A 26,036-nucleotide genomic window follows, 5' to 3' on the forward strand; every position below is an offset into this window, starting at 1 on the left:
CCCGCGGCGGTGGCGGTCAGCCCCGCCGCGCCCCCTTGACCGCTCGGTTCCGCCACAGGCAGTACACGGCGGCCGGGTCGTTCCAGTACCGCCACGGCAGGGCGTCCACGTACCCGTCGACCAGCTGGAACTGCAGCAACGCCGCGTCGTGACGGCCCTGCCGGGTCAGGAAGTACGCCAGCAGGTGCCGTACCGACGCCCTGCCCGGGTGGTCCGACGGGGCCGCGGCCACGTCCGCCAGAGCCACGTCGACCATGGTGACCAGGTGGGGCGCCCGGAAGTCGCTCCCCTTCGCGTCGCTGTCACGGTGCTCGTACCACGCGATCAACGGCAGTGCGCTGAGCAGACTGCCGCGCGGCGCCTCGGCTGCGGCCTCGCGGGCGAACGACACCGCCAGCTCCTCCGAGCCGCGCCACTTCGCGCACCAGTACTGCAACGCCGCGCAGTGCGCGTCGAAGTGGTGCGGATCCCGGGCGGTGATCTCCTTCCAGATCCGGTGCATCCTCTCCCGCGAGTAGCCCAGACCGAGCGCGGTCCAGATCGCGGCGACGTACGGCGAGGGGTCGTCCGGATTCAGTTCCGCCGCACGCGCGGTCAACTGCGGCGCCCGCGCCAACGTCTCGTGGAAACCGGCGAACTGCTCCCGGCTGGTGTCCTTCGCCCAGCCGCCGCCCCGCAGATGCCAGGCCAGGGACACCGTCGCCCGCGCCCGCACCAGCGCCACGTCCGGGTCGTCCGGCCCGACCGCGGCCTCCCACGCGTCCAGCCAACCACCCGGCCGCGCGGCCCGGTGCGAACCGAGCGCGTCGGAGTACAGCGAGCGGCGCGCCCAGTCACGCTGCTCCCCGGTCCGGGCCAGCAACTGCGCCGCCGGCTCCCAACGGCCGCGGGCGGCGGCGGACTTGGCCAGCTCCAACTCGGCGTCGGCGGCCGCCTGCCGGGTGTTCTGCCGGGACTGCGGAAGAAAGCCCAGCGCCTCGGCCCTCCGGGACGAACCGCTGGAGGAGGAAGGGCCGTCCATGAGCCGGCGGTAGTAGGCGACCCCGCCCCCGACGACTATCGCGACGACGACGATACGAGCGATCTCCACGATCACGCACCATCCCGCCGGGCCGCGACCACCACGGCGCCTTGCGCACACACGAGTACACCCATCAGGGCAGAGTCCTCCACCGGGAGACACACACGACTGAGACAGGTGGGGGGAGAGACGGAGTATGACCCGCGGACGTCACCTCTCGCAAACGTGTTCCCGACGGCTGACCTGGGAGGAGCACACGAGGCTCGGATTCCGGCACGCTGCACGCATGCATCGCGATTTCCGTGCCCGGACCGGTGGTTGACGGAAGACTTCAGCAGAACCGTGTCGTGGCTCGTCGCGGGACGGTCCGGTGCGGAGGGGCCCAGTCGGTGAGGGCACACGAAGACGAGCAGACGTCCGCCGCGCCCCACGACGATCTGCGTAGGACGCCGCAGTCCTGTTCGCCGCCCTGCGTCGCTCCACACACCACGGCGGCGCCGAGCCCCGTCCCGTGCCGCGCTTCAAGAACGCCTGCAGGAACCGGGCAAGTCGTCTTTCGGCGTCTCACTGCCGACCATGCGCCGACTCAATAGGATGACGGCCATGCTCCCTAGAAACCGCCAGGTCAGCGCAGAGATCAGTCTTCCGTTTCTGAAGATTGGCACCAATGACGTTGGAGCGTTCTTCAAGAGCCGTCGCCGCGAACCGACTGGTCCGTTCCTGCTCATCTCCGCGAGCAGCGGGCTGGCACTCGACACCGCGTTTCACACCGGGGACGGCAGCGTGCCGCACTTGTGGGCTCCACATGGCGAGCTGCATCAGTTGTGGTACCTGGAGGCGACCGGCCATGGACGGGAGGTGCACATCATCTCGGCGAGCAACAACCTGCTGCTGGACGGTCAGGCGGCAGGGGCCGGCGATCACCCCCGCATGCGGGGACGCGGCGACAACGGTGCGGCCTGGCAGCGGTGGCAGGTCTCCGCCGCCCCTGGACTCCGGGCGCATCGCCTCATCAACGCGGGGACGGGCCATGCGTTGGACTGCCCTCACGAGGCCGAGGCGAGGACGATGCCCGTGCTCTGGGAGCCGCACAGCGGGGGCAACCAGCAGTGGCTGCTGGTCATGCCGTTCGTGGTACCGGAGGACGGTTCCTGATCTTTTGGGTGGGCGGGGTGCGGTGACAGGCCTCCTCGTCCGGACCACACACTCCGTGCGAGGCGCAGGTGGCAGCCCGGCTGGAACGGCAGGGGCTTATTGTGCCGCGCGACGGCATTGCCGCAGACCCCGGAGGGAGACCCTTGGCACACTCCGAAGGGCAGGAGAGCGGCCGATCGATCGCTGATCCGAAGCAGGCTGCCGCCCTCCGCGTTCGTCCCGACGGCCGCGTGGTCACGTTCACCGCCGGGACATCGGCCCACCGTGTCAGTCGGCCGGCCGGACAAGCCTCTCGGCCTCGTCGCGGAGGCTCTTGATTCCTTCCAACGCTGTTTCACGCGCGGCACTGATCCCCGCACCCTGCTTCGTGAGACCGCTGAGCGACTGTTCCACCTCGGTGATCCACTTGTTGAGGTGCTGCTCACCGGCGTCAGCGAGACCGGTCCGCTGTCTGCGTGCTTCTTCGTCGAAGTGATCCTCGATCATCTTCCGGTGCTTGTTGACCGTCATCCACTCGCCCTGGTCCTGCGCGACACTCTTCAGGTCCATCAACGGCCCCATGACCGCCAGCGCCCACTGCACCTTGTCGGCCGACTGACTTACTGCCCCTCGCTCCTTCGTCCCCCGTGCACGTCCCCGCGTCCTGACCTGCCCGGATGGACGGGAACCCCCTCACGTGTCGTGCGGCGTGCGGCCGTGGGCCGGCTTGCCGGACTCGGCGCGCACGAGGCCGCTCAGCTCCGTGCGAGGGCTCTGGTACGGGACCCGGCGGGGGAGTCGGGTGCCGGGAACGGCGAGGAGACCGACGAGCCGGACGCGCCCGACGACGTGGAGGATGCCGAAGCCGAGGTGCCGGACCCGACCGACCGACGGGTGTGGCGCCTCGGCAGCCGGTCGCTGAGCGCGCAGGCCGAGGTCGGCCTGGCCGTGCCGCTGCGGGGCGGCCCGCACCGCGTCGCGCAGGAAGAAGTCCCGGCGGGGCACCCGTCCGTGCCGTACTGCGTTGGCGCGCAGCTCGACGGTGATGAGGTCCGGGTGCCCCGGGCGGGCAGGGCCTGGCTGCGGATGCCGGTGAGTTCACCCTCGACCGCGTCGGCTTGTGCCGGGTGTGCCCGCCGTCGGCCTTCAGCGGTTCAGCTGTACGGGATCACCAGCACGGACTTGTCCGTGCCCGTCTGGAGCTTCGAGGTGCCGTTGCCGATGGCGCTCCACACCTCCAGGCGTACGGTGCCGCCGGCGAGATCGCCCGATGTGCCCGTGGACGCCTTGAGACCGCGTGCCTGCGTGTACTCCTCCCATCCGGTGACCGGGTCGGTCGCGAAGTAGTGGTACGTCTCGGTCCGGTCGAAGCTGCCGTCGCCGGTGAAGTCGTAGCTGATCCGGGCCTGCTGGCCCAGCCCGACCGTGCCGCCCGCGTCCACCTGGAGCCGGAAGGCGGTCTGTGCGCCCGGGGTGAGCGTGCCGTTGACGCCGCGTGCCTCGTAGACGAGGGGCTGGTACGGGGTGCCGTCGTGGTTGGCGCCGCCGGCGGAGGCGATGGTGTCGCTTCCCGCCGTGCCGCCGGTCGCCGTGGTCAGGGCGCCACCGCTGCGCAGCTGGAAGGTGTTGCCGGTCGGCGGTTCAGGGTCCGGGTCGGGGTCTCCTGAGCCGGTTCCTGTGCTGGTCGCGGTGGAACGTGCCGGTACGGAGAAGGACTTGCCGTCGGAGAAGGTGACGGTGCGGGCCGTCGGTCCGTGGTTGTGAGCGGCGTAGGTCCGGGTCGTTCCCTTGGTGAAGACGGCGGAGGCGGGGATGTCACCGGTCACGGTGGCGTCGGGAGCGCCGAGGGTGTCGAGGGTGTTGATCCAGTGGTAGGTGTGCGCCTTCGACTCCCCCTGCTCCGGGGTGTAGCCGGAGTGGCCCGCGTCCCATTTCGCCTTGGCCGCAGCCGGGTCGGCGAAGGACTGGAACTCCCAGAGGATGTCGCGCCATTCGACGGCCGGGCCGCCGTTCTCCCGTTCCATCTCGGCGATGTTGCGCCGGATCGCGGCCCTCTCACCGCCGAGGTGGAGCGATCCGCCGGTCACGGGCAGGACGTTGATGCCGTGGATCTCCTCGGGGTTGGCGGTCCACCAGGTGGCGTAGGCGGCGCCGCTGCCCCACACCATGCCGGCCGTGTCATGGCCGAAGGAGGACGGGAAGACCTGCTCGTCGGCGTCGAACCAGTACTGGGCGATCGACTCCGACTCGGTGGTCAGCAGGAAGGTGCCGAGGTCACGCAGCGAGGTGTCGCCGGTGGCGGAGCCCCACAGGACGAGGGCCGCGCTGAGGTTGGTGGACTCGGAGGAGGACTCCTGGTTGTTGCCGGCGGCGAAACCCTGGTGGCCGGATGCCCAGCTGTGGCCCGCGTAGACGTCGAAGCCGCGCAGGAACGGGAAGGCGGTGTCGGTGCGGCTGGGGTTGGCGGTGTCCCGTACGAGGGTCTCGACCATGCCGCCCCAGGCGGAGTCGGCGGCCCATGCCGGGTCGTACTGGGCGACGATCGCCGCCGCGTAGACGTAGTAGCCGTAGTGGAAGTGGTGGTCGTTCAGCTCGGTGTCGCTGCCGTAGGAGGCGGGGTAGCCGGTGAGGGTCTTCCAGTCCTTGTCGTAGCTGAACTCGTTCGCGCCTCCCGCCGTGAACCAGTCCTGGAGCTTGCCCTTCATCAGGCCGAGCATCCGGTCGCGGACGGCGGTCTCACCGATCTGGTCGGCCACCGGGACCAGTTGGGCGAGGCGGCCGAGGGCCTTGCCGGTCCAGTAGGTGTCGGAGGCTCCGGAGAAGGGGTCGGCGGCGTTCACGACCTCGTTCAGGTAACCGCGCAGTCGGGCGGTGTCCACGCCGTTCGACCTGGGCAGCGCGGGCAGCACGGCCGCCGCCTTCTGGCTCGTGGTGAAGGAGGCCGACTCGCGGACCTTCATGGTGCCGCGCGGGGAGACGTAGGTGTAGGAGGTGAGGGGGTCCGTGGTGTGCAGCCACTGGTGGCGGTAGAGGGCCTGGAGCGTGCCGCGCTCGGTGCCTTCCTTCGCCTCGGTGGTGAGCGTGTAGGTGGCGCCGACGGTGCCCCCGGTGTAGTTCCAGGTGACCTTGGAACCGGTGACGAAGCTGTAGGCGTACTTCTTGAACGTCGCCAGCGCGCCGGTGGACGGCAGCACGGCGACGGAGAAGTAGTCCTTGGAACCGAGACCCGCGGTGACGGTGGAGCCGGAGACGTTCCAGTCGCTGCCGGTCGGTGCGAAGAGGGCGTAGTGGTGCCCGGCGACGGTGATGCCGAGGACGTTGCCCTGGTCGGCGAAGACGGCGGGCGCGCCGGCGGTGGTGATCTGGGCGTTGCCGCCGGAGCCCTTGGCGTAGACGAACGGGGAGCCGTGGCCGATGGTGGTGCGCAGGGTGCGGGCGCCGTCGGACCAGTAGGGGGTGACCGTCCAGTCGGACCAGTCGTCGGCCTTGGTGTCCGGGGAGTTGAGGCCGGTCAGTCCGATGGTGAGGTCGCGCTTGTGGGCGTACTCGTACTGGCGGCCGTCACCGACGATCGCGGGGGTCGTCGGGTAGCCGACGTCCAGCCCGCCGGCCGTGGCCTGGTAGGTGAGGGGGTGCCCGTACATGGGGGTCGAGTACGGGTTGTCGCCGTAGCGCTGGAAGGCGAGGGAGGACCACCAGTCGTTGGTGGGCACGGGCCGGTTCCTGGCGGCGGCGGTCACCTTGGGCGTGACCGGCGTTCCCGTGTTGGTGGTGGGGCCCGACGTGCCGGGGGGCCGGGTGTCGGAGTAACTGCCGGAACCCACGGGAATGGTGGCGGCGGCCGCCGGTACGGCGGCCGGTCCCAGACCGACGGCGACGAGGGCTGAGGCCAGCAGCAGAACGGCTGCCGGTCTGGTGCGGGGGGATGGCATGCGATACCTCGAGTCATGACAGGAGGGGAGTCTGAGAGCGCTCTCAGATGGCCGGAACGTAAAGCCCATGTAATGCACGTGTCAATGCATTGAACGCAGCGGGTGGTTGGCGGGCCTGTAATCCGTCATGTCTTCGCGTCTTGACGGTGTGAGCGTCCTGCGGCCGGCTCCGATGGCGGGGGCGCATGTACGGGGACTCTCCCCACCGCGTCGCCCCCTCCCCGTGTTGCCTCCCTCCCCGCGTTTCCCCTGCCCACGCCTTGTTTCCCGGTCGGCCTCCCCGGCGGGCAACAGGAAACCCGTCGACCGCCGCCGGCGGCGGGGCGACTCTGGATCCGTCAGCAAGCGGCAGCGGAGGGGGCGGAGTTCATGAGACGGGTACTCGTGTCCTTGTGCGCGGTCGTGGCGGTCGTCACGACCGGATGCGCCGACAGCGGCGACGGCGACGACGGCCGGGCACCACAGGATCCGCGTCCCCAGGCACTGACCTGGCAACAGGAACTGCGCGTCGCCGACGCACAACAACGCCTGACCAGGCAGTGCATGAACCGTCAGGGCTTCACCTACCGGGAGGACCGTGTCCTGACGCTCCAGGAGAGCCGCCCGGTGCGCTTCGTGCAGGACGACGTGGCGTGGGCCCGCACGCACGGTTACGGGGGACGCATCGAGGCGAAGAGCCTGCGGGTCCACGAACGCAACCCCAACGGCACCTACCGGCAGAGTCTTTCCGCCACCCGGCGCGCCGCCTTCGACACCGCGCTGGACGGCGGCGACGACGCGAAGACGCTCCGGGCGCCGCTGCCCGTCGGCGGAGAGATCCGCAAACGCCTCGGCGGTTGCACGGAGGAGGCCGAGCGCACGCTCTACGGCGACCCGGCCCTCTGGTTCCGCACGAGCAAGACCGTCTCGGGACTCAACGCCCTGTACGGCGAGGAACTCATGGAGGACCGCCGGCTGACCTCCGCGGTCAGGGCGTGGGCGCGATGCATGGAGCATGCGGGACAGCCTTACGAGGGCCCCCGGGCGGCCCGCGAAGCCGTCCGCGTCCGCACCAGCCGGCTGGGCGAGGCCCGCGCGGACGAGGCGTTCGCCGCCGAGCGGAAGACCGCCGTCGCGGACGCGACCTGCGCCCGCGAGACCTCCCTGCGTGCCGTGGCCACGGCACGGGAGACGTACTACCAGGACCGCCTGCGCGACCGGTTCGGCAAGGACATCGACACCCACCGGCACCTCGCTCAGCAGGCCTACGACCGGGCGGTGCGCATCGTCCCGGAGCGCGACTGACCAGGTCGCGACCGGACGGACACCGCCCCACGGCGCCGGCGCGCGCCGGGCGACCGGCCCGGCACACCGGCTCCGACGCACCACCGACGCACCGACAGCGAAACCAACGAGGGGAAACAGCATGCGCAAGTCCATCGTCACCGCAGCGGTCCTCGGGCTCGCCGCCCTGGGCCTCGCCGCACCCGCCACCGCCGCGCAGGCGTCCGAGAACGCCGTCGCCGGCCCCGGCTGCGACAGCAAGTGGGGGCCGCGCAACGGCAACGTGTACGCCTGGGACGGCTTCGACTGCCAGGGCACCCAGCTGGTGGCCACGCCGGGCAACAGCAGCAACTGGGGCTCCGCCAACGACAGGGCCTCGTCGGTCATGAACCGCGGATTCACCGGCAACCTGTCGATCGTCGCGTTCTACTTCCTGGAGAACTACGAGGGAGGCCACGCCTGCCTCCAGCCGGGCGAGCTGTACGCCGACAACCTCTCCGACAACTTCTTCAGCACCGGTCCGACGGTGAACGACAACATCAGGTCGCACCGGTGGGTGAACGGCGGCTGCGCGGTCAACCTGACCTGACCCGCCCGCCCGCTCACCCGCCCGGCAACGAACGCCCGGAACCGCCCCGCGGTTCCGGGCGTTCGTGTTTTCGCCACATCGGGTGAAAGGTTTGGCTGCCCTTACCGCCCCGGCAGTAACCTGGGCTTCCACCGTCTCACGGCCGCACCGCATGGGGGACTCCGTGGGAGATCCGCAGCAAGGGCATGAAGCAGACCACGGGAACGGGCGGGATCGGAACGCGCTGACCACGCACTCCTTCCCCGCACAACTGAGACGACTCAGACAGACACGCGGCCTGTCGCTGACCGACCTGGCACGGCAGACGCATTACAGCAAGGGCTACCTCAGCAAGATCGAGACCGGCACGAAACGGGCGACCGCCGACGTCGCCCGTATCTGTGACCGGGTACTGGGCGCCGAGGGGGAGTTGCTCAGGCTCGTACAGGAGGGAGGACCGCCCGCCGACAGCGGGAGCGGCGCCGAGGCCGCCGCTCCCGAGCGACAGTCCGACGGGGCGTGTCCGTACCGCGGCCTGTCGGCGTTCACCCCGCAGGACGCGGACTGGTTCTTCGGCCGGGAGCGCGCGACGGCCGCACTGGTGGAACGGGTCTTCGAACGGGTGGGAAACGGCCCGCTGATGCTCGTCGCCCCCTCGGGGGCGGGCAAGTCGTCCCTGCTCAACGCCGGACTGGTGCCCGCCCTGCGGCGCGGCGACCTCCCCATGCCGGGCGCCGACCGATGGCCGGTGGCGGTGTTCACCCCCACCTCACGGCCCCTGGACGAACTCCTGGAACGCACCGCGAAAGCGGTGGGCGGGGACCTCGCCGTCACCGTCGAGGAGGCGCGCGGGAATCCCGGCGCGGTGCTGGACGCCGTACGCGCGATGGCGCACGATCCGCCGACGCCGCCCGGGGAACGCCGGCCCCCGCCCTGCCGGCCGGTGCTGATCGTCGACCAGTTCGAGGAACTCTTCACCCTCTGCGCGGACGAGGACGAACGGCGCTCCTTCGTCCGGGTGCTCTGCGCTCTCGCGGGCCCCCGGCCGGAGGAGAGCGGACACGGCCCCGCCGTCGTGGTGCTCGGCGTCCGGGCCGACTTCACCGGCGACTGCCTGGACCTTCCCGAACTGGCCCCGGTCCTCACCGACGGGCTGTTCGTGCTGCCGCCCATGTCCGTGGGGGAGTTACGGGAGTCCATCACCCGCCCGGCGCAGCTCGCCGGACTGACCCTCCAGCCGGGCCTGGTGCCCCTGCTCCTGCGCGACGCGGGGCTGCGCGACGAGCAGGGCGGCACGCAGCCGGGAGACCCGCAGCGGGGCAGCGGGACGGACGCCGGCCCCGGAGCCGACGTGACACCCTCCGGCGTGCTCCCCCTCGTCTCCCACGCCCTGCTGGCCACCTGGCAGCGGCGCGAGGGGTCCGTGCTGACCGTCGCCGGATACGAGCGGGCCGGTGGGATCCGGGGCGCGATCGCGCGGACCGCCGAGAACGTCTTCGCCCGGCTGTACCCGGCCGAACAGAGGACGATCCGCCGCGTCCTGTCCCGTCTGGTGTACGTCGCGGACGGCGGCGGAGCGACCCGCCGCCGGACGAGCGGGGCCGCCCTGAGGGAACAGTTCGCCGACGCGGACGGAGCGGCCGCCGCGCTCGACGCCTTCGTACGGGCCCGGCTCGTCACCATGGACAGCGACACGGTCGAGATCACCCACGAGGCCCTGCTGCACGCCTGGCCACGGCTGCGGGACTGGATCCACGCCGACCGCGCCGGACTGCTCCTCCACCAGCAACTCGCGCACGCCGCCGCCGAATGGGAACGCGAAGGCCGGGACCCGTCCGCGCTGTACCGCGGCACCCGGCTGAGCACCGTGCGCTCCTGGGCCGACGAACTGGACGGCCGGCGCCGGCTCGGCCCCGGCGAGGAGGCGTTCCTCCGGGCGAGCCTGGCCGAGCAGGAGAGACATGAGAGACAGGCCAGACGCCAGGTCAGGATCCGGCAGTCGATGCTCGCCACGCTCGCCGTCCTGCTGGGGCTCGCCCTGACCGCCGGAGGCCTCGCCTACCAGCAGCGCGAGAGCGCCCTCGACCAGGAACGCGTCGCGCGCTCCCAGGCCCTCGCCGTACGGTCCGCGTCGCTCGCCGGAGGCCGGCCGGAGGCGTCGATGCTGCTGGCCGGGGAGGCCTACCGGGCCCACACCACCGCCGAGGCGCGCGGCGCGCTGCTGAGCACGCAGTCCCAGCCCTTCTCCGACCGGCTGGGCGGTCACCGGGGGCCGGTCAACGCGGTGGTCTTCGCGCCGGACGACCGGTCCCTGGCGACGGCCAGTTCCGACGGGACCGTGACCCTGCGACGGGTGTCGGACCGCCGTACGACCGCCACGTTCACCGTGTCCGGGGCCGTCCGCTCGATCGCCTTCAGCCCCGACGGCCGTACCCTCGCGGCGACGTCGACGCGCGGGCCCGTGAGCCTCTGGGACATCGCCGAGCGCCGCAGGAAGGCCGTGCTCGCCGACAGCACGAAGGGCGCCCGGGCGCTGTCCTTCGACCCCCGCGGACACCGGCTCGCCGTCGCGACCGCCCAGGGGCCGGTCCAGTTGTGGGAGACCGCGCGCACACCCCGCCTCACCGCCTCCCTCCGCGGGCACGAGGGAGCGGTCAACGCCCTGGACCACGCCCGCGACGGCCGGACCCTGGTCTCCGCCGGAGCCGACCGGCTCGTGCGGCTGTGGGACACCGACCGGGCCCGGCTCCTCGCCGTGCTCAAGGGGCACGCCGACGAAGTGCTGGGCGTGGCGTTCTCCCCGGACGGCCGGGAGGTGGCCTCCGGAGGCGTCGACCGGACCGTACGGCTGTGGGACGTGCGCGGCGGCCGGCTCGACACGACGCTGTCCGGGAGCAACGACGACATCAACGCCGTCGCGTACACGCACGACGGCGCCACGGTCGTCGGCGCGGTCGGCGACGGGACGACCAGGCTGTGGGACGTGCGCGGCGGCCGGCAGACCGCCGTGCTCGCCGGCCACACCGACTACGTGATGGGGGCGGACGCGACCTCCGACGGCACCCTGCTCGCCACGGCCGGTTTCGACCGGTCCGTGGTCCTGTGGAACCTCGGCGGCCCGGTGCTGACGGCCCGTCCGTTCACCCAGGTCTGGCAGGCCCGGTACAGCCCCGACGGACGGCTGCTGGCCACCGCCGACGCCGACCACACGGTACGCCTGTGGGAGGTGGGCCGGCGCCGGCTCCTGGCGACGCTCCGGGGACACACCGAGGCGGTCTTCTCGGTGTCCTTCGCGCCCGACGGGCGGACCCTGGCGTCGGCGGGCTCCGACGGCACGGTCCGGCTGTGGGACGTGGCCGCACGGGAACCGCTGGCGACCCTGACCGGCCACACCGGGCAGGTCTTCTCCCTCGCCTTCGCCGCCGACGGCCGGAGTCTCGCCTCGGCCGGCGCCGACCGTACGGTGCGCCTGTGGGACGTGACGGAGCGCGCGCCGCTGGCGATTCTGACCGGCCACCGGGACTTCGTCAACGGCGTCGCCTTCAGCCCCGACGGCCGGGTCCTGGCCAGCGCCGCCGACGACCTGACCGTACGGCTCTGGGACGTCTCCTCCCACCGCCCGCTCGGCACGCTGAAAGGCCACACCGGCGCGGTGCGCAGCGTGACCTTCACCCCTGACGGGCGGTCGCTGGCCAGCAGCGGCAACGACGGCACCGTACGGCTGTGGAACGTCCGCGAACGGCGCTCACAGGCCGTCCTGACCGGTCACATCGGCTCCGTCCGGGGCATCGCCTTCGCGCCCGACGGCCGCACGCTCGCCAGCAGCGGCAACGACCGTACGGTGCGCCTGTGGGACGTCCCCGGACGGCGCCCGTGGGCGACGCTGACGGGCCACACCGACGCGGTGTGGAGCGTGACCTTCGCCCCCGACGGGGGCACGGTGGCCAGCGCCGGCACGGACGGCACCGTACGGCTGTGGGACCTCGACCCCGGGGCCCGACTGGCGCGGATCTGCCGACTGGGCGCGAGCATCGACGCGGACGCGCGCGCGAAGCTCCTGCCCGGTGTCCGCCTCACCGACGGCGGGGCGGCCTGCGACGGTGTGCCCAGGTCCGTCATGCCCTGACCCGACTGCTGCACCGGGCGAAGGCCTGCGAGAGACAAGGGAAGCGCAAGCGGTTCCGGCAGTTGCTCTCCGACACGCCTGCCGACCGACCCCGAGCTCACCCGTCCTCCGGGGCCGACCACCTGTGAAACGGGCCGGCGCTGTCCGCGATGAGGTCATTCCGATCCGGGGCCGGGATCGCTTGTGGGCGGTTCGGGCAGCCAGTCGCGAGCCGGGTCGTACTCCAGCCATCGCCTGCGCCCGGCTTCTCCCGCGCAGGCGGCGGTGAGGCTGTTCAGTCCCGGGTGACCGTCGCCGGTACGCCACAGCAGTGACCAGGCATACAGCGGCGTGGGACCGACCAGGGGGACGGAGCGCAGCCCGGGGGCCTTCGGCAGTGGCACATCCGCGGGCACCAGCGAGAAGCGTCGCGGCTCTTCCGCCACCTCGGCAAGGAAGTGGGCAAGCCCCAGGTTGACGCTCGTCGCCGTGCCCTGGATGCCGAACCGGTCGGCGAACCGGTGGAGGAAGTCGAGCCGGTCCAGCGGGCCGGGCGCCCACAGCACGCTGCCGCGCAGCTGGTCCGGCCGCAGCGCCGGTTCGGCTGCGAGCGGATGTTCCTCGCTCAGTACGGCATCCACCGGCTCGAGGCGGACGAGGCGGTGGGCAAGGCCGGCGGGCAGCGGGGGGTGGATCCGGCCGAAGGCCGCGTCGATGTCGCCGCGCAGCAGCGCCGCCGTCACCGACGGCAGATCGCGCCCGTGCCCCAGCGTCAGCTCCCCGGCCCGTCCGGCGACTTGGGCCAGCGTCCGCATCGGTGCGTAGAGGTGACCCCAGACGTCTACGCGCAACGGATCATCCGTGGGGACCACTGCCGCGACGGCGGCGTCGGCGGCGGCCACGGCCCGTCGGGCCGGCAGGAGGAAACGCCGTCCGGCCTCGGTGAGGCGTACGCCGTTGCCGCCCCGCCGGAACAGTTCGGTGCCGAGCAGGAATTCCAGCCGCGCGATCCTCTTGGACAGCGCCTGCTGGGAGATGGAGAGTTGTCCGGCCGCCCGTCCGAAGTGCAGTTCCTCGGCGGTGCGCACGAAGGCACGTACTTGCGCCACGTCGAGATCCATGGCCCCACCATAGGTGACAACCAAAGGTTGTCGGCTGTGCTTGTTCGTTGTTGGATCGCAGGGCGGCCGCGGAGGTTGCATCCTCCCATGCAGAGACTGATTCCCACGGGAGAGGCGGCGTGCCCGGTCGCCTTCGCCGAGGTCCCACAGGCCGAGCCGGAGCCCGGTGAGGTACTGATCAAGGTCGAGGCCTTCGCCCCGAACCGGGGTGAGACGTTCCTTCTCGAACACCCACGGCCGGAGCTGCTGCCCGGCAAGGACGTCGCAGGGCTCGTCGTGCAGGCGGCAGCCGACGGCTCCGGCCCCGGCATCGGCACCCGCGTGGTCGGGCACCCGGCGCAGGGCGGCTGGGCCGAGTACGCCGCCGTGCCCACGCACTCGCTCGCGGTGCTCCCCGACAGCGTCGACAGCGTACGGGCGGCGGCCCTGCCGCTGGCCGGGATCACTGCCCTGCGGCTGCTGCGTACGGTCGGTTCCCTGGCCGGCCGGCGGGTGCTGCTGACCGGCGCCTCGGGTGGCGTCGGCCACTACGTCACCGAGCTGGCCGTCGGCGCGGGAGCCGAACTGACCGCGGTGACGAGCACGCCGGAGCGCGGCGAGCGGCTCGCGGAGCTGGGCGCGAAGGTGGTCCACGAGGTCGCGGCGGCCCAGGGACCGTTCGATGCCGTGCTGGAGTCCACGGGCGGGCCGGATCTGCCCCTCGCCCTGTCGAAGGTGCGCCCGGGCGGCACGCTCGTCTGGTTCGGTCAGGCAAGCCGCACCCCGGTGACCCTTGACTTCTTCCAGCTTCTCGGTGGGCCCGAGCGGGTCACCATCCAGCACTTCCACTACGCCGGCGCGCCGTACGACTCCGACCTCTCGGCACTGGTGCGCCTCGTGGAACAGGGCCGACTGCACCCGGAGATCGGCCGCATCACCGATTGGGCGCGGACCGCCGACACTTTGGTCGACCTACGAGAGCGCCGGATACGCGGCAAGGCCGTCCTGCTGACCGGAGGAGCACGATGAACGCCACCGAGTTCGCCGCCGCCCAGTGGACACGCGCCACCGGTGCGGGCGTCGACCCGCACGAGTACCAGCGCGTCACCGCCGGCCTCACCTCCGTCACCGACTGGGGCCCGTCCTTCCTGCGCACCGGACACGGCTACCTCCGGCGCGCGGAGCAGGCGGGATCACCCCGCTCAGCGGGTGAACACCTGCTGATGGCGGCCCGGTGGTTCCACCTGGCCACCCTGGCACCGCACGCGGAAACACCTCGGGCCGCCGCTGAGGCGGATCACGCCTTGGGCCGGGCGCTCACCGTGCTGGAGCCCGGTGCGCGGCGGGTGCACGGCGAGGGATTCACCGGCTGGCTGCGTGGCCCCGCCGACGCGCCGGGGACCGTGGTCGTGCTCCCCGGCCTGGACTCGGCCAAGGAGGAATTCCTCGACCTGGTGTCCGCGCTGCTGGCCAGGGGGCTCGCGGTGTTCGCGATGGACGGCTCCGGACAGGGCGTGCTCGCGGCCACCACGACCTTCGTGCCGGACTACGAGCGGGTCGTAGGCCGGGTCATCGACGCTCTCGGCGTCGCCCGCATCGGGCTCGTCGGACTGAGCCTGGGCGGCTATTTCGCAGCCCGGACCGCGGCGCTGGAGCCGCGCGTTGCGGCCGTGGCCACCGTCAGCGGCCCCTTCCGCCTCGACTGGGAGGAACTTCCCCAGCCGGTACGGGACATCATGGCCCGGCGCGCCGGAGGAGCCGACGCCGCCCACGAGTTCGTACGTCACGTGGATCTCACCGCCCTGGCGCCCCGCATCGCGGCCCCGCTGCTGGTCGTGGACGGCGGTCAGGACGTCATCCCCGGCGTGACGAACGGCGAGCCCCTGGCCCGCCTGGCGCCGCGCGGCAGCTACCTGTCCGTCCCACACGGCGACCACCTCCTCGGTAACGCGCGGTCCGACTGGTTGCCCCACCTCGGTGACCACCTCACGCACACCCTGACGGGAGCACTGGTATGAACCGTTTCACCGACAAGACCGTCCTCGTCACCGGCGGCACCAGCGGCATGGGCCTGGCGACCGCTCACCGCCTCGTCGCCGAAGACGCCCAGGTCATCGTCACCGGCCGCACCCGCGCACGGGTGGACTCCGCCGTCGAGGCGCTCGGGCCGAGCGCCTCGGGAATCGTGGCCGACGCCGCCGACCTCGGCGCGGTGGACGCGTTGATGGAGGCCGTCCGGGACCGGCACGGCCGACTGGACGGCCTCTTCGCGAACGCGGGAACCGGCACCTTCCTGCCGTTCGAGAACATCGCCGAGACCGACTTCGACCACGGCGTCGACGTCAACTTCAAGGGCGTGTTCTTCACCGTCCAAAAGGCACTGCCGCTGCTGGCGGACGGAGGGGCGATCGTCATCAACGCCTCCTGGACCCTCCACCGGGGCAACAGCGTCCTGACCCTTTACTCGGCAACCAAAGCCGCCGTGCACGATCTGGCCCGAACCCTCGCCGCCGCACTCGCCCCGCGCGGTATCCGCGTCAACTCCGTCAGCCCCGGTTATATCGACACCCCGATGTACCCGGCCGACGCGTTGACCACGGCGGAGGCGAAGGCGGTCACCGACCGGATCGTCGCCGGCCGCTTCGGACGCCCGGAAGAGGTCGCCGCGGCTGTGGCCTTCCTCGCCTCGGCCGACGCGTCCTACGTCAACGGTCAGGATCTCGTCGTCGACGGCGGCCTGGTCGGTGCGGTACCCGCCTGACGATCGGTCGGACACACACCGCCCGACGCGCCTTCTCCGGTGCCGCGCGGCCGCTCCCGCTCACTGATCGGGAACGGTTTCCCGGGTGTTTCCCGTTGCCCGCCGGCAGGAGGCGACGCCTGGATCTCGACAAGCACGAGGCACGGTCAGCAGGCTGCTGTGCGACCACTCCCTTCACCACCTACAGGAAACGGGGGTCCTGGCATGCTCCGCCGGACCGGTCTCATCCGCACACTGACCGCGTTACTCGCCTTCCTCCTCTGGACGCCGGTGTCCGCCGCCGCCGCGAACACCCAGGCGCCCGCGCAGCGTACGGCCGCCGACGCGTGCGGCGTCCTCGCACCCGGAGCCTCCGCGGCGGCCGAACGCGCGATCGCCGCCGCCTGCGCCGAGGTCGCGGCCGGCACCTGGTACACGTGGGGCGGCGGCCACGGTCCCCAGCCGGGCCCCACGTACGGCCAGGTCGACCCGACCGACCCGGACAGCGAACACGACCCCGAACGCCTCGGCTTCGACTGCTCGGGCCTGGTCCGCCACGCGTACGCCGAGGCGGCGGGCTCCGACATCCTCGACGGCGTCGCCAGCCAGCAGTACTACACGCACCGCGCCGCCGCCCGCTTCACCGCCGCCCAGGGCCTGGCCCCGCTGGTCCCGGGCGACCTGCTCGCCTGGGGCACCTCGCGGGACCTGCACCACATCGCCGTCTACCTGGGCGCGGGCAAGATGGTCGAGGCCAAGGAATCCGGAACCAGGATCATGGTCAGCGACGTCCGCCTGGGCGGCGACTACTTCGGCGCCGTCCGCGTCGACACCGGCCCGGTCACCGGCCACATCCACCAGACCTGGGGCACCGGCGTGTGGACCAAGGCGGAGCCCTCCCTCGGCGCCGCCCGCGTCTACGCCTTCCCGTACTCCACCACCATCCGCGTCCAGTGCCAGAAGCACGCCGAAGAGGTCACCTCCGACGGCTACACCAACGACGTGTGGTCGTACCTGCCGGACTACAAGGCGTGGGTGACCAACATCTACATCAAGGGGGCGGCCTGGCTCGACGGGGTGCCCGAGTGCGGGGCCACGGTGCCGGCGACACGGTGACGCGCCGGCGCCGGGGGCCGTTCTGAAACGGATGGTGCCCGGAGCACGGACTACATGAGTGCGGCCGCTGCCTCGCGGGAGGCGGCGGTCTTCTCGTACGGGCCGCCGAGGTTTCTCACAGGCGGCCCGCCTCCACGATCCGCCGTGTGCGGTCCTGCCGCAGGTCGCCGAAGACCTGCTCGGCGGTGCCGCGCTTCAACACCACACCCTCCGTTCAGGAAACAGGCCTGGCCGGCGACCTCGCGGGCGAAGCCCATCTCGTGCGTGGCCGGCACCATGGTCATGCCGTCGCCCTTGAGGTCGCGCACGACGTCCAGCACCTCGCCGACCGGCTCCGACCGAGGGCCGCGGTGATCTCGTCGAGCAGCAACCGGGCCGTACGGCGAGGGCACGCGCGATCGCCACCTGCTGCCGCCCGCCGCTGAGCCGGTCCGGGGACTCGCCCGCCTGCACACCCGGCATACGCTCACGAATACCGTACACGAACTGATGTTCTGGCCATAGATTTGATGTGTTGACGACATCAACGCAATAAACTAGCGTGAGTCGTGAAGGCTTGAGCGGGATGTCCGCTCGCGTCGTGCCTGCGTGGCGGCGGAAGGCCAATTTTTTCCTTTCTATTCCAATGTTTTCCAAAGTAGTCTATGGTGAGAGGGTCACGAGCGGTGCCGGGTGCTCGGCGGCGTTGAGCCTTGCCCGTTGCCGAGTCGGGGTCTCGATTGCACACGGGGGTTTCCGGAGGGGGGACTCTGCCGAAGTGACGCGCCAACAGTTCTCGTCGGGAGCTGTGTCATGAGAAGCCGGGGGAGGAATTCATGGCCGACATACATGCCGTTTCCGCTGCGGCACGGCAGGTCGCAGATCTGGCCCGTGACTTCCCGGCAGGGCTCACCGAGCAGGACCTGGCTCTGCGGGCGACCCGGCGATTCAAGGGGATGCCGAAGCAGCGACTGGCCAAGTTGATCACGGAGGCGTTGGGTGGAGGCCTGCTGATCCTCTCCGAGGGCCGTCTCCGTCATGCCGCTCCACTGGAGACGCACGCTCCTCATCGGTCACTGCCCGAAGGGATGTCCGAGAACGGGGAGCGATCCGAGGGGAGTGCGCTTCGCGCGGTCGCGCTCGACTTGGAGAGCGTCGTACGCACCACGGCGACCGCACCGTATGTGGAGCGCCACGTCTACCAGGCGGCAGCAGTCCGGTTCGGCGCGGACGCGGAGTGGGTGAAGGCCGGAAGCCACTGGCAGCGGTACCTCAGGTTCCCCGGGGACAGCGACGAATTGCGTGACGCCGCGGTGCGGGATTCCGTAGTGGAGCAAGGGGTTCCCGCTGGACAGGTGTGGACGGAACTGTGTGCCTTCCTCGAGGACGCCGACGTCGTGGTCGCCTACAACGGCACAGCGCTCGACTTCCCTGTCATCAGCGAGGCGGCGAAGCGGTCGGGAGTCCGGGACCCGCTTGCCGGCGTACGGACGGTCGACGCGCTGTACCTCGCCCATGCTCTGTGGCCGGCAGCTCCGTCACATCGACTCCACGACCTGGTACCCGAACCGGGCGCGTCCATGAGTGGGTTGCGCGCCCACACCGCGCACGGCGACGCGGTCCTGCTCGTCCGTCTGCTGGAGCTGGCCGCCGCCGAGCTCGGGAGGCGAACGCCTGGATGGCGCGATCTCGTCGCCGACGTCTGCCCGGACTCCGACGCCTGGCGGCTGCTGTGGGAACTCACCGAGGGACGGTCGGCCGACGCACGAGAGCCCCTCGTCCGGGAACAGAGCCACGTGGCCCGACTGTTGGGCACCGGGTTCGCACAGCACCCGCCTCGCCGTACTCCTGACACCCGGCCTCCGGGGCGTGCCGCGGTCGTCGTCCCGGACGTGCTCCGGGACGACGACGGCCGGGTCGACCCGACTGCTCTCGCACGCGTGGTGCACGGCTCTCACGTGGAGCCGCGACCTGCCCAGCAGCGGATGACGAAGACGCTGCACGAGTGGACCGACCGGGGTGTCAGCGGCCTGCTGGAAGCACCCACGGGCACCGGTAAGAGCTACGCCGTGCTCGCCGCCGCGTTCGACTGGCTGGCCGGCGGCGAGAACCGTACGGCGGTCATCGCCACGTACACCAAGCAGTTGCAGAGTCAGATGGCACGGGACCTCCGCGATCTGGAGCATGCCCTGCCCGGTGTCCTCGGGGTCGCCGACCTGGTCAAGGGCCAGTCCAACCGGCTCTCCCTGGCAGCGCTCACCAAAGCACTCGCCGACGCCACCCGCCCGGACACCCCACGGGCCCCCGCCCGAGCCAGGCTCGCCGGGCAGACCCGTTTCCGGGAGCTGGTCGTCTTCCTCGCCCTGCGGCTGATCGCCGCGAAGGAACCACCGCAGTCATGGACGGCACGGTCCGTGGACACGGTCGACCTGCCCGCCTTCTTCACCGAGTACATGGGCCCCGGCCTGCCCTCCTGGCTGGAATCGCTGTCCCAGCGGGACGGAGACTACGTCCTCGGCGCGGGTCATCCCCTGACGGTCCACACGGACACGGTCCGGGAGGCCATCGGAGGGCACCGTCTCATCCTCACCAACCACGCGCTGGTCCTCTCCCACCTGGACGATCTGCGCGCCGTCGGCCCGGATGTGCTCCTCGTGCTCGATGAGGCGCACGAACTGGAGAACGCCGCCACGTCGGCTCTGACGACCGCCGTCGAGTACCAGGATCTGGAAGAAGCCCTGGTGGAGCATCAGGCATGGCTCGCCGAAGCGCTCCCAGGCATCGAGCATGACCGGGCCGCCGCGGCGATCGGCGAGCTGGACCGGCTCCTCGACGACGAACGACTGCCCCGCCTTGCGGCCCAGGCCTTCGACGCCCACGCCAAGGGAGTGGGTGTACGCGTCGGCAGCCGGGCGACCACGCTCGCCAGTCCGTACTCGGGCACCGCCGGAAGCCGGGACACCCGCCGGCTGTCCCGGCTGCTGGAGCGTGTCGCCAAGGCGCTCTCGTCCTGCCGCACAACGTTGGAACGGTACGTCGCACAGCACACGGGCCGGATCGACGTGCTCGTCCAGGAACGCCTCACCGCGCTCGCGCAGCGTACCGACGCCCTCACCACGGCCTTCGACCGCATCACGGCCGACATCGGTGCCTTTCTCGACCCCGCCGTCACACTGGACGACGCGCTCCCCTCGCGCGTCGTCCACCTGGAGGAGCTGGCCGAACCGAAGGCGGAACTCCGGTCCTACCGGTTCCGGATCGCCACCAGCCCCGTCGACCTGCCCGCCGACCCGGAATGGCAGCGCTGTCTGGAGTCGTTCGACCGAGTCCACTATGTCTCCGCCACTCTCCGCGTCGCCGGGGAGTGGGATTTCGTACGGAACCGGCTCGGGTTGCCGAAGGACCTTCCGGCCCTGGCCCTGCCCTCACCGTTCGATCTGCGGAACCAGGCCGAAGTGGTGTGCTTCTCCGACTTCCCGTCCTGGGCCGAACAGGAAGAAGGAGCGCTGCGCACCGTCGCACACCAAGTGGCCGGATTCGCCGATGAGATGACCCACCGGCGCCCCGACGGCCAAGGGTTCGACGGCGGTGGCCTGATCCTCACCACCGCCCGTTCGACCGCCGCGGGCATCGGTTGCCATCTCGTGACGGAGCTGCGCTCCCGCGCCTTGGAGGCCCCGGTCGTCGAAGCCGTCCCACTCGGCAACGCCCGCGCCTACCAGACCTTCACCGATCCTCAGGACGGCGGTGGGTTCCTCGTCGGAACCAAGGGACTGTGGCAGGGCGTCGACATCTCCGGCGCCGGACGACTGCGCCTGGTCTGGATCAACAAGCTGCCCTTCGCGCCGTTCGCCGCCCCGGTCATCGAGGCCAGGCGTGCGGCCGTCGCCGCACGGGCGGCGCAGGCAGGCCATCCCGATCCGGACGGTGTCGCCACCGAGCACTACTACCTGCCGCTTGCGGCGCTCCAGCTCCGTCAGGCGGTCGGCCGGCTCATACGGTCCGACCGGCACCGCGGCGTCGTCGTCATCAGCGACCGCAAACTCGGCGGCCAGAGCAGTCTGCGCCGCTCCTACCGGCGCGCCTTCCTCGGCAGCCTCGATGACGGGCTGGAGCGGCCCGACCCGGACACGGGCGAGACCGGCGGCGGCAACGTCACCACCATGGCCGGTGGATGGCGCCGTATCTGGCGGTTCATGGCGGACCACGGAGCTCTCGACCCGGCTCGTGCCGACCAACTGTGCACCGACGAAGCCCTCGAACGGCACACCCTGCTGCCCCACACCCGACGCATCAGAGACCTGGCCCTCACTTCTGAGGAAGCCGGAAAGCTGCGGGACCAGGGCGCACTCGCCGAAGAGGTACTCGAGCGCTGCGCCCGTATCGGCGGCCTGCTGCGCCTCTCCGACGAACCGGTGGACCTCAAGCCCGCCCAACAGGCCGTCATCACCGCCGCGGCCGAGGGCCGCAACGTCCTCGGACTGCTGCCCACCGGCTTCGGGAAGAGCTTCACATTCCAGTTGCCCGCGCTGGTTCTGCCCGGCGTCACCCTCGTGGTCAGCCCGCTCGTCGCCCTCATGCACGACCAGGCACTCGAACTCAACCGTTCCATCGGCGGAGCGGTCCGTGCCCTGATCTCCCCACTGCGCGAGTCCAGCAGCAGAGCGGGCAAGACCGAAGTGGCGGATCAGTTGCTCGGTCGCGCCGAGCACGGCATCCGACTGGTGTACGTCAGCCCGGAACGCCTGTGCCAGCGTCGCTTCCGCGAGACCGTACGCAAGGCGGCGCAGGCGGGCAGGGTCACCCGCGTCGCCGTCGACGAGGCACACACCCTGGCCCAGTGGGAGGACTTCCGGCCGAGTATGCGCCGGGTGGGCCGGTTCCTGGACGAACTCCGCCGCGACCACGGCGTGGCGGTCACCGCGGTGACCGCCACCGCCAACCGCGCCGTCCACGAAGCCCTGCGCGAGGGGCTGTTCGCCCTGCCCGCGGCGGTCCCGGAACCCGGTTCGGCCGAGGCGCGCGCCGAAGCGGAACGGCCGGGTGCCGTCGGTGGGCTCGTGACGGTGCGCGAGAACCCGATCCGGCCCGAACTGGCCGTCTTCCGGCGCTCCCTCGACCGGTTGGGACAGAGCGGTGTGGCCGGGCTGGTGGAACGCGTGGTCGACGCGCTGGACGGCCACGCCATCCTCTACTGCCTCACCGTCAAGGAGGTCAACACGCTCTACACCCACCTGCGTGAGTACCTCGGGGACGTCGGCGTCCGCGTGCTGCGTTTCCACGGCCGGCTCACCGAGGCGGAGAAGTCGGCCGTCATGACCGAGTTCCGCGAGGCACCGCACCAGGACGACGACACCTTCGCTCCCGTCGTCGTGGTCGCCACCTCCGCGTTCGGGCTCGGAGTCAACCGGCCCGACGTACGCACCGTGATGTGCGTGTCGCCGCCCACCGACCTGGCGGCGCTGTACCAGCAGATCGGACGGGCCGGACGCGACAGCGCGGGCCGGGGCACGGCCGCGGACGGCCCCGTCAACAGTGGCCTCGCCCTGGCCACGAGCCGTGGACTGCGCATGGTCCACTTCATGACCGGCCAGGAACTGCCACCCTCCCTGCTGCGGCGCATGGGCGGCCTCGTCCTGACCCAGCACAAGGGCACGCTCGACCCGGTGCTCCTGGCCGGCATCCTCATGGCCGAGGACGCCGCTACCGGCATCCTGAGCGAGTCCGAACTCGAGGACCGGCACACCCAGGAGCGCTACCGGAGCGGCATCATGCGGGCCTTCAGCGCCCTCGCCGACCTCGGCGCCGTCGAGGACCACGGCGACCACCCCCCGTACTGTGCGGTCAAGCCCGGTGACCTGCGACCTGCGCCGTACAGCGCACAGCGGGCCGACCACCCCGCCGGGGAGGAGGAGACCGAGCTCATACGGATCGAGCGGACCGTCATCGACACCGCCCTGTCCTGGGACACCCCCGCACGGGTCGACGTCCGCCTCCTCCACCGGGAACTCGGCGACCGCTGCGCCGACTACCCCGCGTACGCCGACGGGCCGGCGGCTACGTGGGAGCTGCTCGCGGACCTGCACGACCGGGGCCTCCTCGACGTCTCGGCCGCACCCAGCCGCCGACTGGTCACGGGCCTCACCGTGCGCCGGCGCACTCTGCCGGACGGCTACCTGGGGCTGCTCGGCCGACGCGGTCGGCGGACCGCGGAGGAACTGGCGAGGCTGAGAGAATTCTTCGACGCCCACACGGTGTGCTCCCAGCGCCTGTTCGCCGACTACTTCGGCGTCGCGGACCTTCCCGAGGGCTGCTGCGGCACGGCGCGCTGCCGTTGTTCCGCCTGCTGGGACACCGGCCGCGGGACGGCCGACGAGCGGCGGCCCGCCGTCGCCGAGGCCTTCCACAGTCCCCGGCCCCGGGACGGTGGCCGGGCCGATACCTCGCTGCGTGACCGGCGGGTCGACCTCCAGGTCCACCGGCTGCTGCAACTCCAGCCGCAGGGCATGCACCCGCGCAGGCTCTGGCACGCACTGCGCGGCGACGAGTCCTCGTACCACCCCAGAGACCGCAGGATGATCGCCCTGCCGGCGGCCTTGCGCGACAGCCGCCACTTCGGAGGCCGCGCCGACCTGGCCTACTCCGCCGTCGGCGAGAGCCTGACCCGGCTCGCCGCCGGAGGGGCCGTCACCGAGGACGAGCGGGGCCTCTGGCGCGCGGTCCGCACGGCGCGGCCCGCGGGAAGCGGACCGGAACGGAACAGGAGTGGCGCGTGACGACGATGAGCACCGCCGGAGCGGACATCTGGCGACCGTACGAGCACGAACCCGTGCTCACCCCCGCGATGACAGGCGGGCACCGGGCCACGCCGCCCGAGGAGATGGACAGGCTCCGCAGATATCTCGAAGCCGTCGTCCACGACCGCAGGGGCGGCCCGGTGCACACCGCGGTCGCCTTCAACGCCGCCTACTTCGGATACGAGCCCGGAGGCGAGGGATACGGCAACGGCGCCTTCGACATCGACGCCTTTCCCAGCCTGACCCTGGGGGGCGAGACACCCGCCCTGCCCGTGGGCGCGCTTGTCCGCATCGAGACGGGCTCCGATCCGTTGTACGCCGAGATCGTCTACAAGGAGGGGCGCCCTCCGGCCGCGTCGGACGGGGTTGACATCCCTGCCTGGGCGTCCGGTGCGCCGGCCGACGTCGAGGGGCCGGGCGAGCGACATGACATGTCGAGCCCCGTACGCCGGGAGCTCCTCGTTCCGGACCTCACGGCCTTCGGCTCGGCACTCCAGTTGCCCGAGGCCAAACTCAAGCGGTTCCGTGCCCGCCAGAAGTGGCTCAACAAGGACGGCCACGTGGTCGTGGACGCCCGTTACGCCTCCGCCCACGAGGCGGCACTCGACGACTCCGCGGCATTCGTGCACCACCTGCTCACCTGCCAGCGGGAGTCCCTGCTGAGCCCTCTCGTTCCGGTGTCCGTCGTCCAACTGGCAGGCGGTGCGCGGGAGGAGTGGCTGAGGGAAGCGCTCACCGGCCTCCTCGACGCGGTCGAGGAGGCGTTGCGCACCAGCGACGCCCTGCGTAGCTGGGGCCACTACGCGCTGGCCCGCACACGCATCGGGTCGGGACTGTGCCACGACGGACCGCTGGGGGAGGCGGACCTGTATGCCCTCACCGGCTCGCTGGAACGCGTCGCCGCCCCGGTCACCCGCCGCCGCCACGGCATGCGGGGCCCGCGTACGGTCCACACGGCGATCGGCCCGTGGCTGCGTGACCTGGACGGTGCCGGGCCACTGCTGACCGGTGTGGAATACGCGGTCTCGGTGTGCCGGGCCAACCTCGCCGTCGCGGACTTCGTCCGCAGGGACACGGACAACGGTCTCCGCACGGGCAGCGGAGTACGCATCACGCTGGACGACCGCTTCGAGAGCGGTGGCGTCTGGAGGTCCCACCACCCCGGCGCGGACGAGGTGCCGGCCGGCGAATTCTCCGAACGTCGTACCACTGACACGGAGGAGGTCCCGGAAGCCCCGCTCGCCGACGACGCCCTCGCCGACGAGACGATCGGCATCCGGAACTACCTCCGCATCACCGACAGCGAACTGTGCTGGCAGGCACCCCTGCGCCTCGCCCACCTCATGGAGGACCGCCTGCCGCTGAACGGGATGGTCCGCGACCGACTTCGCCGTCCGGGCACCGACACCCTCCCCGTACGGCTGGAACTCGGCCATCCCGGCGGCATGCTCGACGCGTCCGAAGAGGTACAGGAGGTCACACTGGACCTCACCGGTGAGACCGGCATGCTGCGCGGCATCCAGTGGCCCGTCGACTTCTTCCCGGGGCTTCGGATCTACGTCCAGTGGCCTCGGGGCGGCACCGTCTTCCGGCTCTCCACGGCCGAACTCGAGGACCCGGTCGACGTGGACGGACAGCTCATCACCCACCGCTACGACCCCCAGGTGCTGACCCGAGACGGCGCACCCGGAAGCGGCCGGGACGGTGACTCGTCCGACGGCCTCGACACGCGGCGCCTCGTCCTGCGCGCCGTACGCCGATTCGGCCGGCTCACACCCGACGGGCACGCCCTGCTCGACCGCGCCGCGCTGCCGAGGGGCATCTACGCCACGGACCCTGCCGCACACCAGGCCACCGCGCTGGAACAAGCGGTGGACGAACTGCTCGGCGAGCACCACCTGTACGCGGCCACTGGAAGCCGAGGGGCGGATGGCGAACCCCACTACCCCGCACGCGAGGGGGAGGCCGCCATCCCGCTGATCGGTTACGCGCCGAACCCCGTGGTGCTGCCACGGCCCGGTACGGGCGGCCACGGACCCGCACGGGGCACAGGGGCCGAACACTTCGTCCACGGCTTCCTGCGGCGGCTGCCCGCAGACTGCCGGCCGACCGACGTGCAACGCGCTGCCTACCGCGAGTACTGCCGCCGCATCGGAAAGGCGGACGGCTGGGAACTGCCCCGCGGCTACACCTTCGTCACCGCGCACTCCCGCCGCCGCTGACCGGTCTCCCGGCCACCACCCCCACAGCCCTCCCCTCACATCTCCACGAGAAAGCCGAC

Annotated in this window: 15 protein-coding genes and 1 pseudogene; 10 read left to right on the plus strand and 6 right to left on the minus strand. The window is 71.5% G+C overall.

All coding sequences use genetic code 11. The annotated features are described in order from the left end of the window. Positions 1–16: 16 nt before the first annotated feature. Positions 17–1,090: a hypothetical protein gene (locus AMK33_RS04715; RefSeq protein ID WP_235617962.1), complete on the minus strand. Its 1,074-nt coding sequence runs from the start codon at positions 1,088–1,090 to the stop codon at positions 17–19. A gap of 525 nt (positions 1,091–1,615) precedes the next feature. Here AMK33_RS04715 and AMK33_RS04720 point away from each other — a divergent pair. Next, positions 1,616–2,176: an RICIN domain-containing protein gene (locus AMK33_RS04720; protein WP_158075110.1), complete on the plus strand. Its 561-nt coding sequence runs from the start codon at positions 1,616–1,618 to the stop codon at positions 2,174–2,176. Between the two features lie 267 nt (positions 2,177–2,443). On the opposite strand, the gene AMK33_RS04725 is transcribed toward AMK33_RS04720, so the two are convergent. The 3 genes from AMK33_RS04725 to AMK33_RS04735 all read right to left on the minus strand — a co-directional run bounded on the left by AMK33_RS04725 (position 2,444) and on the right by AMK33_RS04735 (position 6,087). Next, complete coding sequence (locus AMK33_RS04725) at positions 2,444–2,725, minus strand: hypothetical protein (protein ID WP_143203805.1); 282 nt, start codon at positions 2,723–2,725, stop codon at positions 2,444–2,446. 123 nt (positions 2,726–2,848) lie between these two features. Beyond that, on the minus strand, positions 2,849–3,160 hold the full coding sequence (locus AMK33_RS41130) for a hypothetical protein (protein ID WP_073931377.1): 312 nt from the start codon (positions 3,158–3,160) through the stop codon (positions 2,849–2,851). A gap of 149 nt (positions 3,161–3,309) precedes the next feature. Further along, the gene (locus AMK33_RS04735; RefSeq protein WP_073931378.1) at positions 3,310–6,087 is read right to left on the minus strand and encodes a glycosyl hydrolase; all 2,778 of its coding nucleotides are present in this window, start codon (positions 6,085–6,087) and stop codon (positions 3,310–3,312) included. A gap of 369 nt (positions 6,088–6,456) precedes the next feature. On the opposite strand from AMK33_RS04735, the gene AMK33_RS04740 reads away from it, so the two are divergent. The 3 genes from AMK33_RS04740 to AMK33_RS04750 all read left to right on the plus strand — a co-directional run bounded on the left by AMK33_RS04740 (position 6,457) and on the right by AMK33_RS04750 (position 12,044). Then, the gene (locus AMK33_RS04740) at positions 6,457–7,371 is read left to right on the plus strand and encodes a hypothetical protein (RefSeq protein WP_073931379.1); all 915 of its coding nucleotides are present in this window, start codon (positions 6,457–6,459) and stop codon (positions 7,369–7,371) included. A gap of 121 nt (positions 7,372–7,492) precedes the next feature. Next, the gene (locus tag AMK33_RS04745) at positions 7,493–7,939 is read left to right on the plus strand and encodes a peptidase inhibitor family I36 protein (protein WP_073931380.1); all 447 of its coding nucleotides are present in this window, start codon (positions 7,493–7,495) and stop codon (positions 7,937–7,939) included. Positions 7,940–8,102: 163 nt separating this feature from the next. After that, a complete protein-coding gene (locus tag AMK33_RS04750) occupies positions 8,103–12,044 on the plus strand; it encodes an nSTAND1 domain-containing NTPase (RefSeq protein ID WP_073931533.1) in 3,942 nt (1,313 codons plus the stop codon). 155 nt (positions 12,045–12,199) lie between these two features. On the opposite strand, the gene AMK33_RS04755 is transcribed toward AMK33_RS04750, so the two are convergent. Next, positions 12,200–13,144 (minus strand): LysR family transcriptional regulator, encoded by a 945-nt coding sequence (locus AMK33_RS04755; protein WP_073931381.1) that lies wholly within the window; start codon positions 13,142–13,144, stop codon positions 12,200–12,202. 87 nt (positions 13,145–13,231) lie between these two features. Here AMK33_RS04755 and AMK33_RS04760 point away from each other — a divergent pair, with 87 nt between their 5' ends. The 4 genes from AMK33_RS04760 to AMK33_RS04775 all read left to right on the plus strand — a co-directional run bounded on the left by AMK33_RS04760 (position 13,232) and on the right by AMK33_RS04775 (position 16,979). Then, positions 13,232–14,152: a zinc-binding dehydrogenase gene (locus tag AMK33_RS04760; RefSeq protein WP_073931382.1), complete on the plus strand. Its 921-nt coding sequence runs from the start codon at positions 13,232–13,234 to the stop codon at positions 14,150–14,152. Then, entirely contained in the window at positions 14,149–15,141 is a 993-nt protein-coding gene (locus AMK33_RS04765) for an alpha/beta hydrolase family protein (RefSeq protein ID WP_073931383.1), read from the plus strand. The genes AMK33_RS04760 and AMK33_RS04765 overlap by 4 nt, the downstream gene beginning before the upstream one ends. After that, positions 15,138–15,884, plus strand: coding sequence for an SDR family oxidoreductase (locus tag AMK33_RS04770; RefSeq protein ID WP_073931384.1), 747 nt, complete (start codon positions 15,138–15,140; stop codon positions 15,882–15,884). Before AMK33_RS04765 ends, AMK33_RS04770 begins: the two co-directional genes overlap by 4 nt. Before the next feature lie 204 nt (positions 15,885–16,088). Then, on the plus strand, positions 16,089–16,979 hold the full coding sequence (locus AMK33_RS04775) for a C40 family peptidase (protein ID WP_073931385.1): 891 nt from the start codon (positions 16,089–16,091) through the stop codon (positions 16,977–16,979). Positions 16,980–17,094: 115 nt separating this feature from the next. Here the strand turns inward: AMK33_RS04775 and AMK33_RS04780 are convergent. Continuing rightward, positions 17,095–17,429: pseudogene (locus AMK33_RS04780) on the minus strand (peptide ABC transporter ATP-binding protein); the annotation flags it as partial. A gap of 365 nt (positions 17,430–17,794) precedes the next feature. Between AMK33_RS04780 and AMK33_RS04785 the strand changes: the two are divergent. Together AMK33_RS04785 and AMK33_RS04790 are read left to right on the plus strand one after the other, a co-directional pair. Then, positions 17,795–23,734, plus strand: a complete 5,940-nt coding sequence (locus AMK33_RS04785) for a DEAD/DEAH box helicase (protein WP_079194732.1) — start codon at positions 17,795–17,797, stop codon at positions 23,732–23,734. A 5-nt stretch (positions 23,735–23,739) separates the two neighbouring features. Then, the gene (locus AMK33_RS04790) at positions 23,740–25,977 is read left to right on the plus strand and encodes a hypothetical protein (protein WP_235617983.1); all 2,238 of its coding nucleotides are present in this window, start codon (positions 23,740–23,742) and stop codon (positions 25,975–25,977) included. Positions 25,978–26,036 lie beyond the last annotated feature (59 nt).

It is taken from the genome of Streptomyces sp. CB02400, from assembly GCF_001905725.1.
Classification (GTDB): domain Bacteria; phylum Actinomycetota; class Actinomycetes; order Streptomycetales; family Streptomycetaceae; genus Streptomyces; species Streptomyces atrovirens.

Coding starts and splice junctions, on each gene's coding strand:
- AMK33_RS04720 (WP_158075110.1), top strand. CDS start 1,616: ATGACGGCCATGCTCCCTAGAAACCGCCAGGTCAGCGCAGAGATCAGT.
- AMK33_RS04790 (WP_235617983.1), top strand. CDS start 23,740: ATGAGCACCGCCGGAGCGGACATCTGGCGACCGTACGAGCACGAACCC.
- AMK33_RS04775 (WP_073931385.1), top strand. CDS start 16,089: ATGCTCCGCCGGACCGGTCTCATCCGCACACTGACCGCGTTACTCGCC.
- AMK33_RS04770 (WP_073931384.1), top strand. CDS start 15,138: ATGAACCGTTTCACCGACAAGACCGTCCTCGTCACCGGCGGCACCAGC.
- AMK33_RS04740 (WP_073931379.1), top strand. CDS start 6,457: ATGAGACGGGTACTCGTGTCCTTGTGCGCGGTCGTGGCGGTCGTCACG.
- AMK33_RS04760 (WP_073931382.1), top strand. CDS start 13,232: ATGCAGAGACTGATTCCCACGGGAGAGGCGGCGTGCCCGGTCGCCTTC.
- AMK33_RS04735 (WP_073931378.1), bottom strand. CDS start 6,087: ATGCCATCCCCCCGCACCAGACCGGCAGCCGTTCTGCTGCTGGCCTCA.
- AMK33_RS04745 (WP_073931380.1), top strand. CDS start 7,493: ATGCGCAAGTCCATCGTCACCGCAGCGGTCCTCGGGCTCGCCGCCCTG.
- AMK33_RS04765 (WP_073931383.1), top strand. CDS start 14,149: ATGAACGCCACCGAGTTCGCCGCCGCCCAGTGGACACGCGCCACCGGT.
- AMK33_RS04785 (WP_079194732.1), top strand. CDS start 17,795: ATGGCCGACATACATGCCGTTTCCGCTGCGGCACGGCAGGTCGCAGAT.
- AMK33_RS04755 (WP_073931381.1), bottom strand. CDS start 13,144: ATGGATCTCGACGTGGCGCAAGTACGTGCCTTCGTGCGCACCGCCGAG.
- AMK33_RS04725 (WP_143203805.1), bottom strand. CDS start 2,725: ATGGACCTGAAGAGTGTCGCGCAGGACCAGGGCGAGTGGATGACGGTC.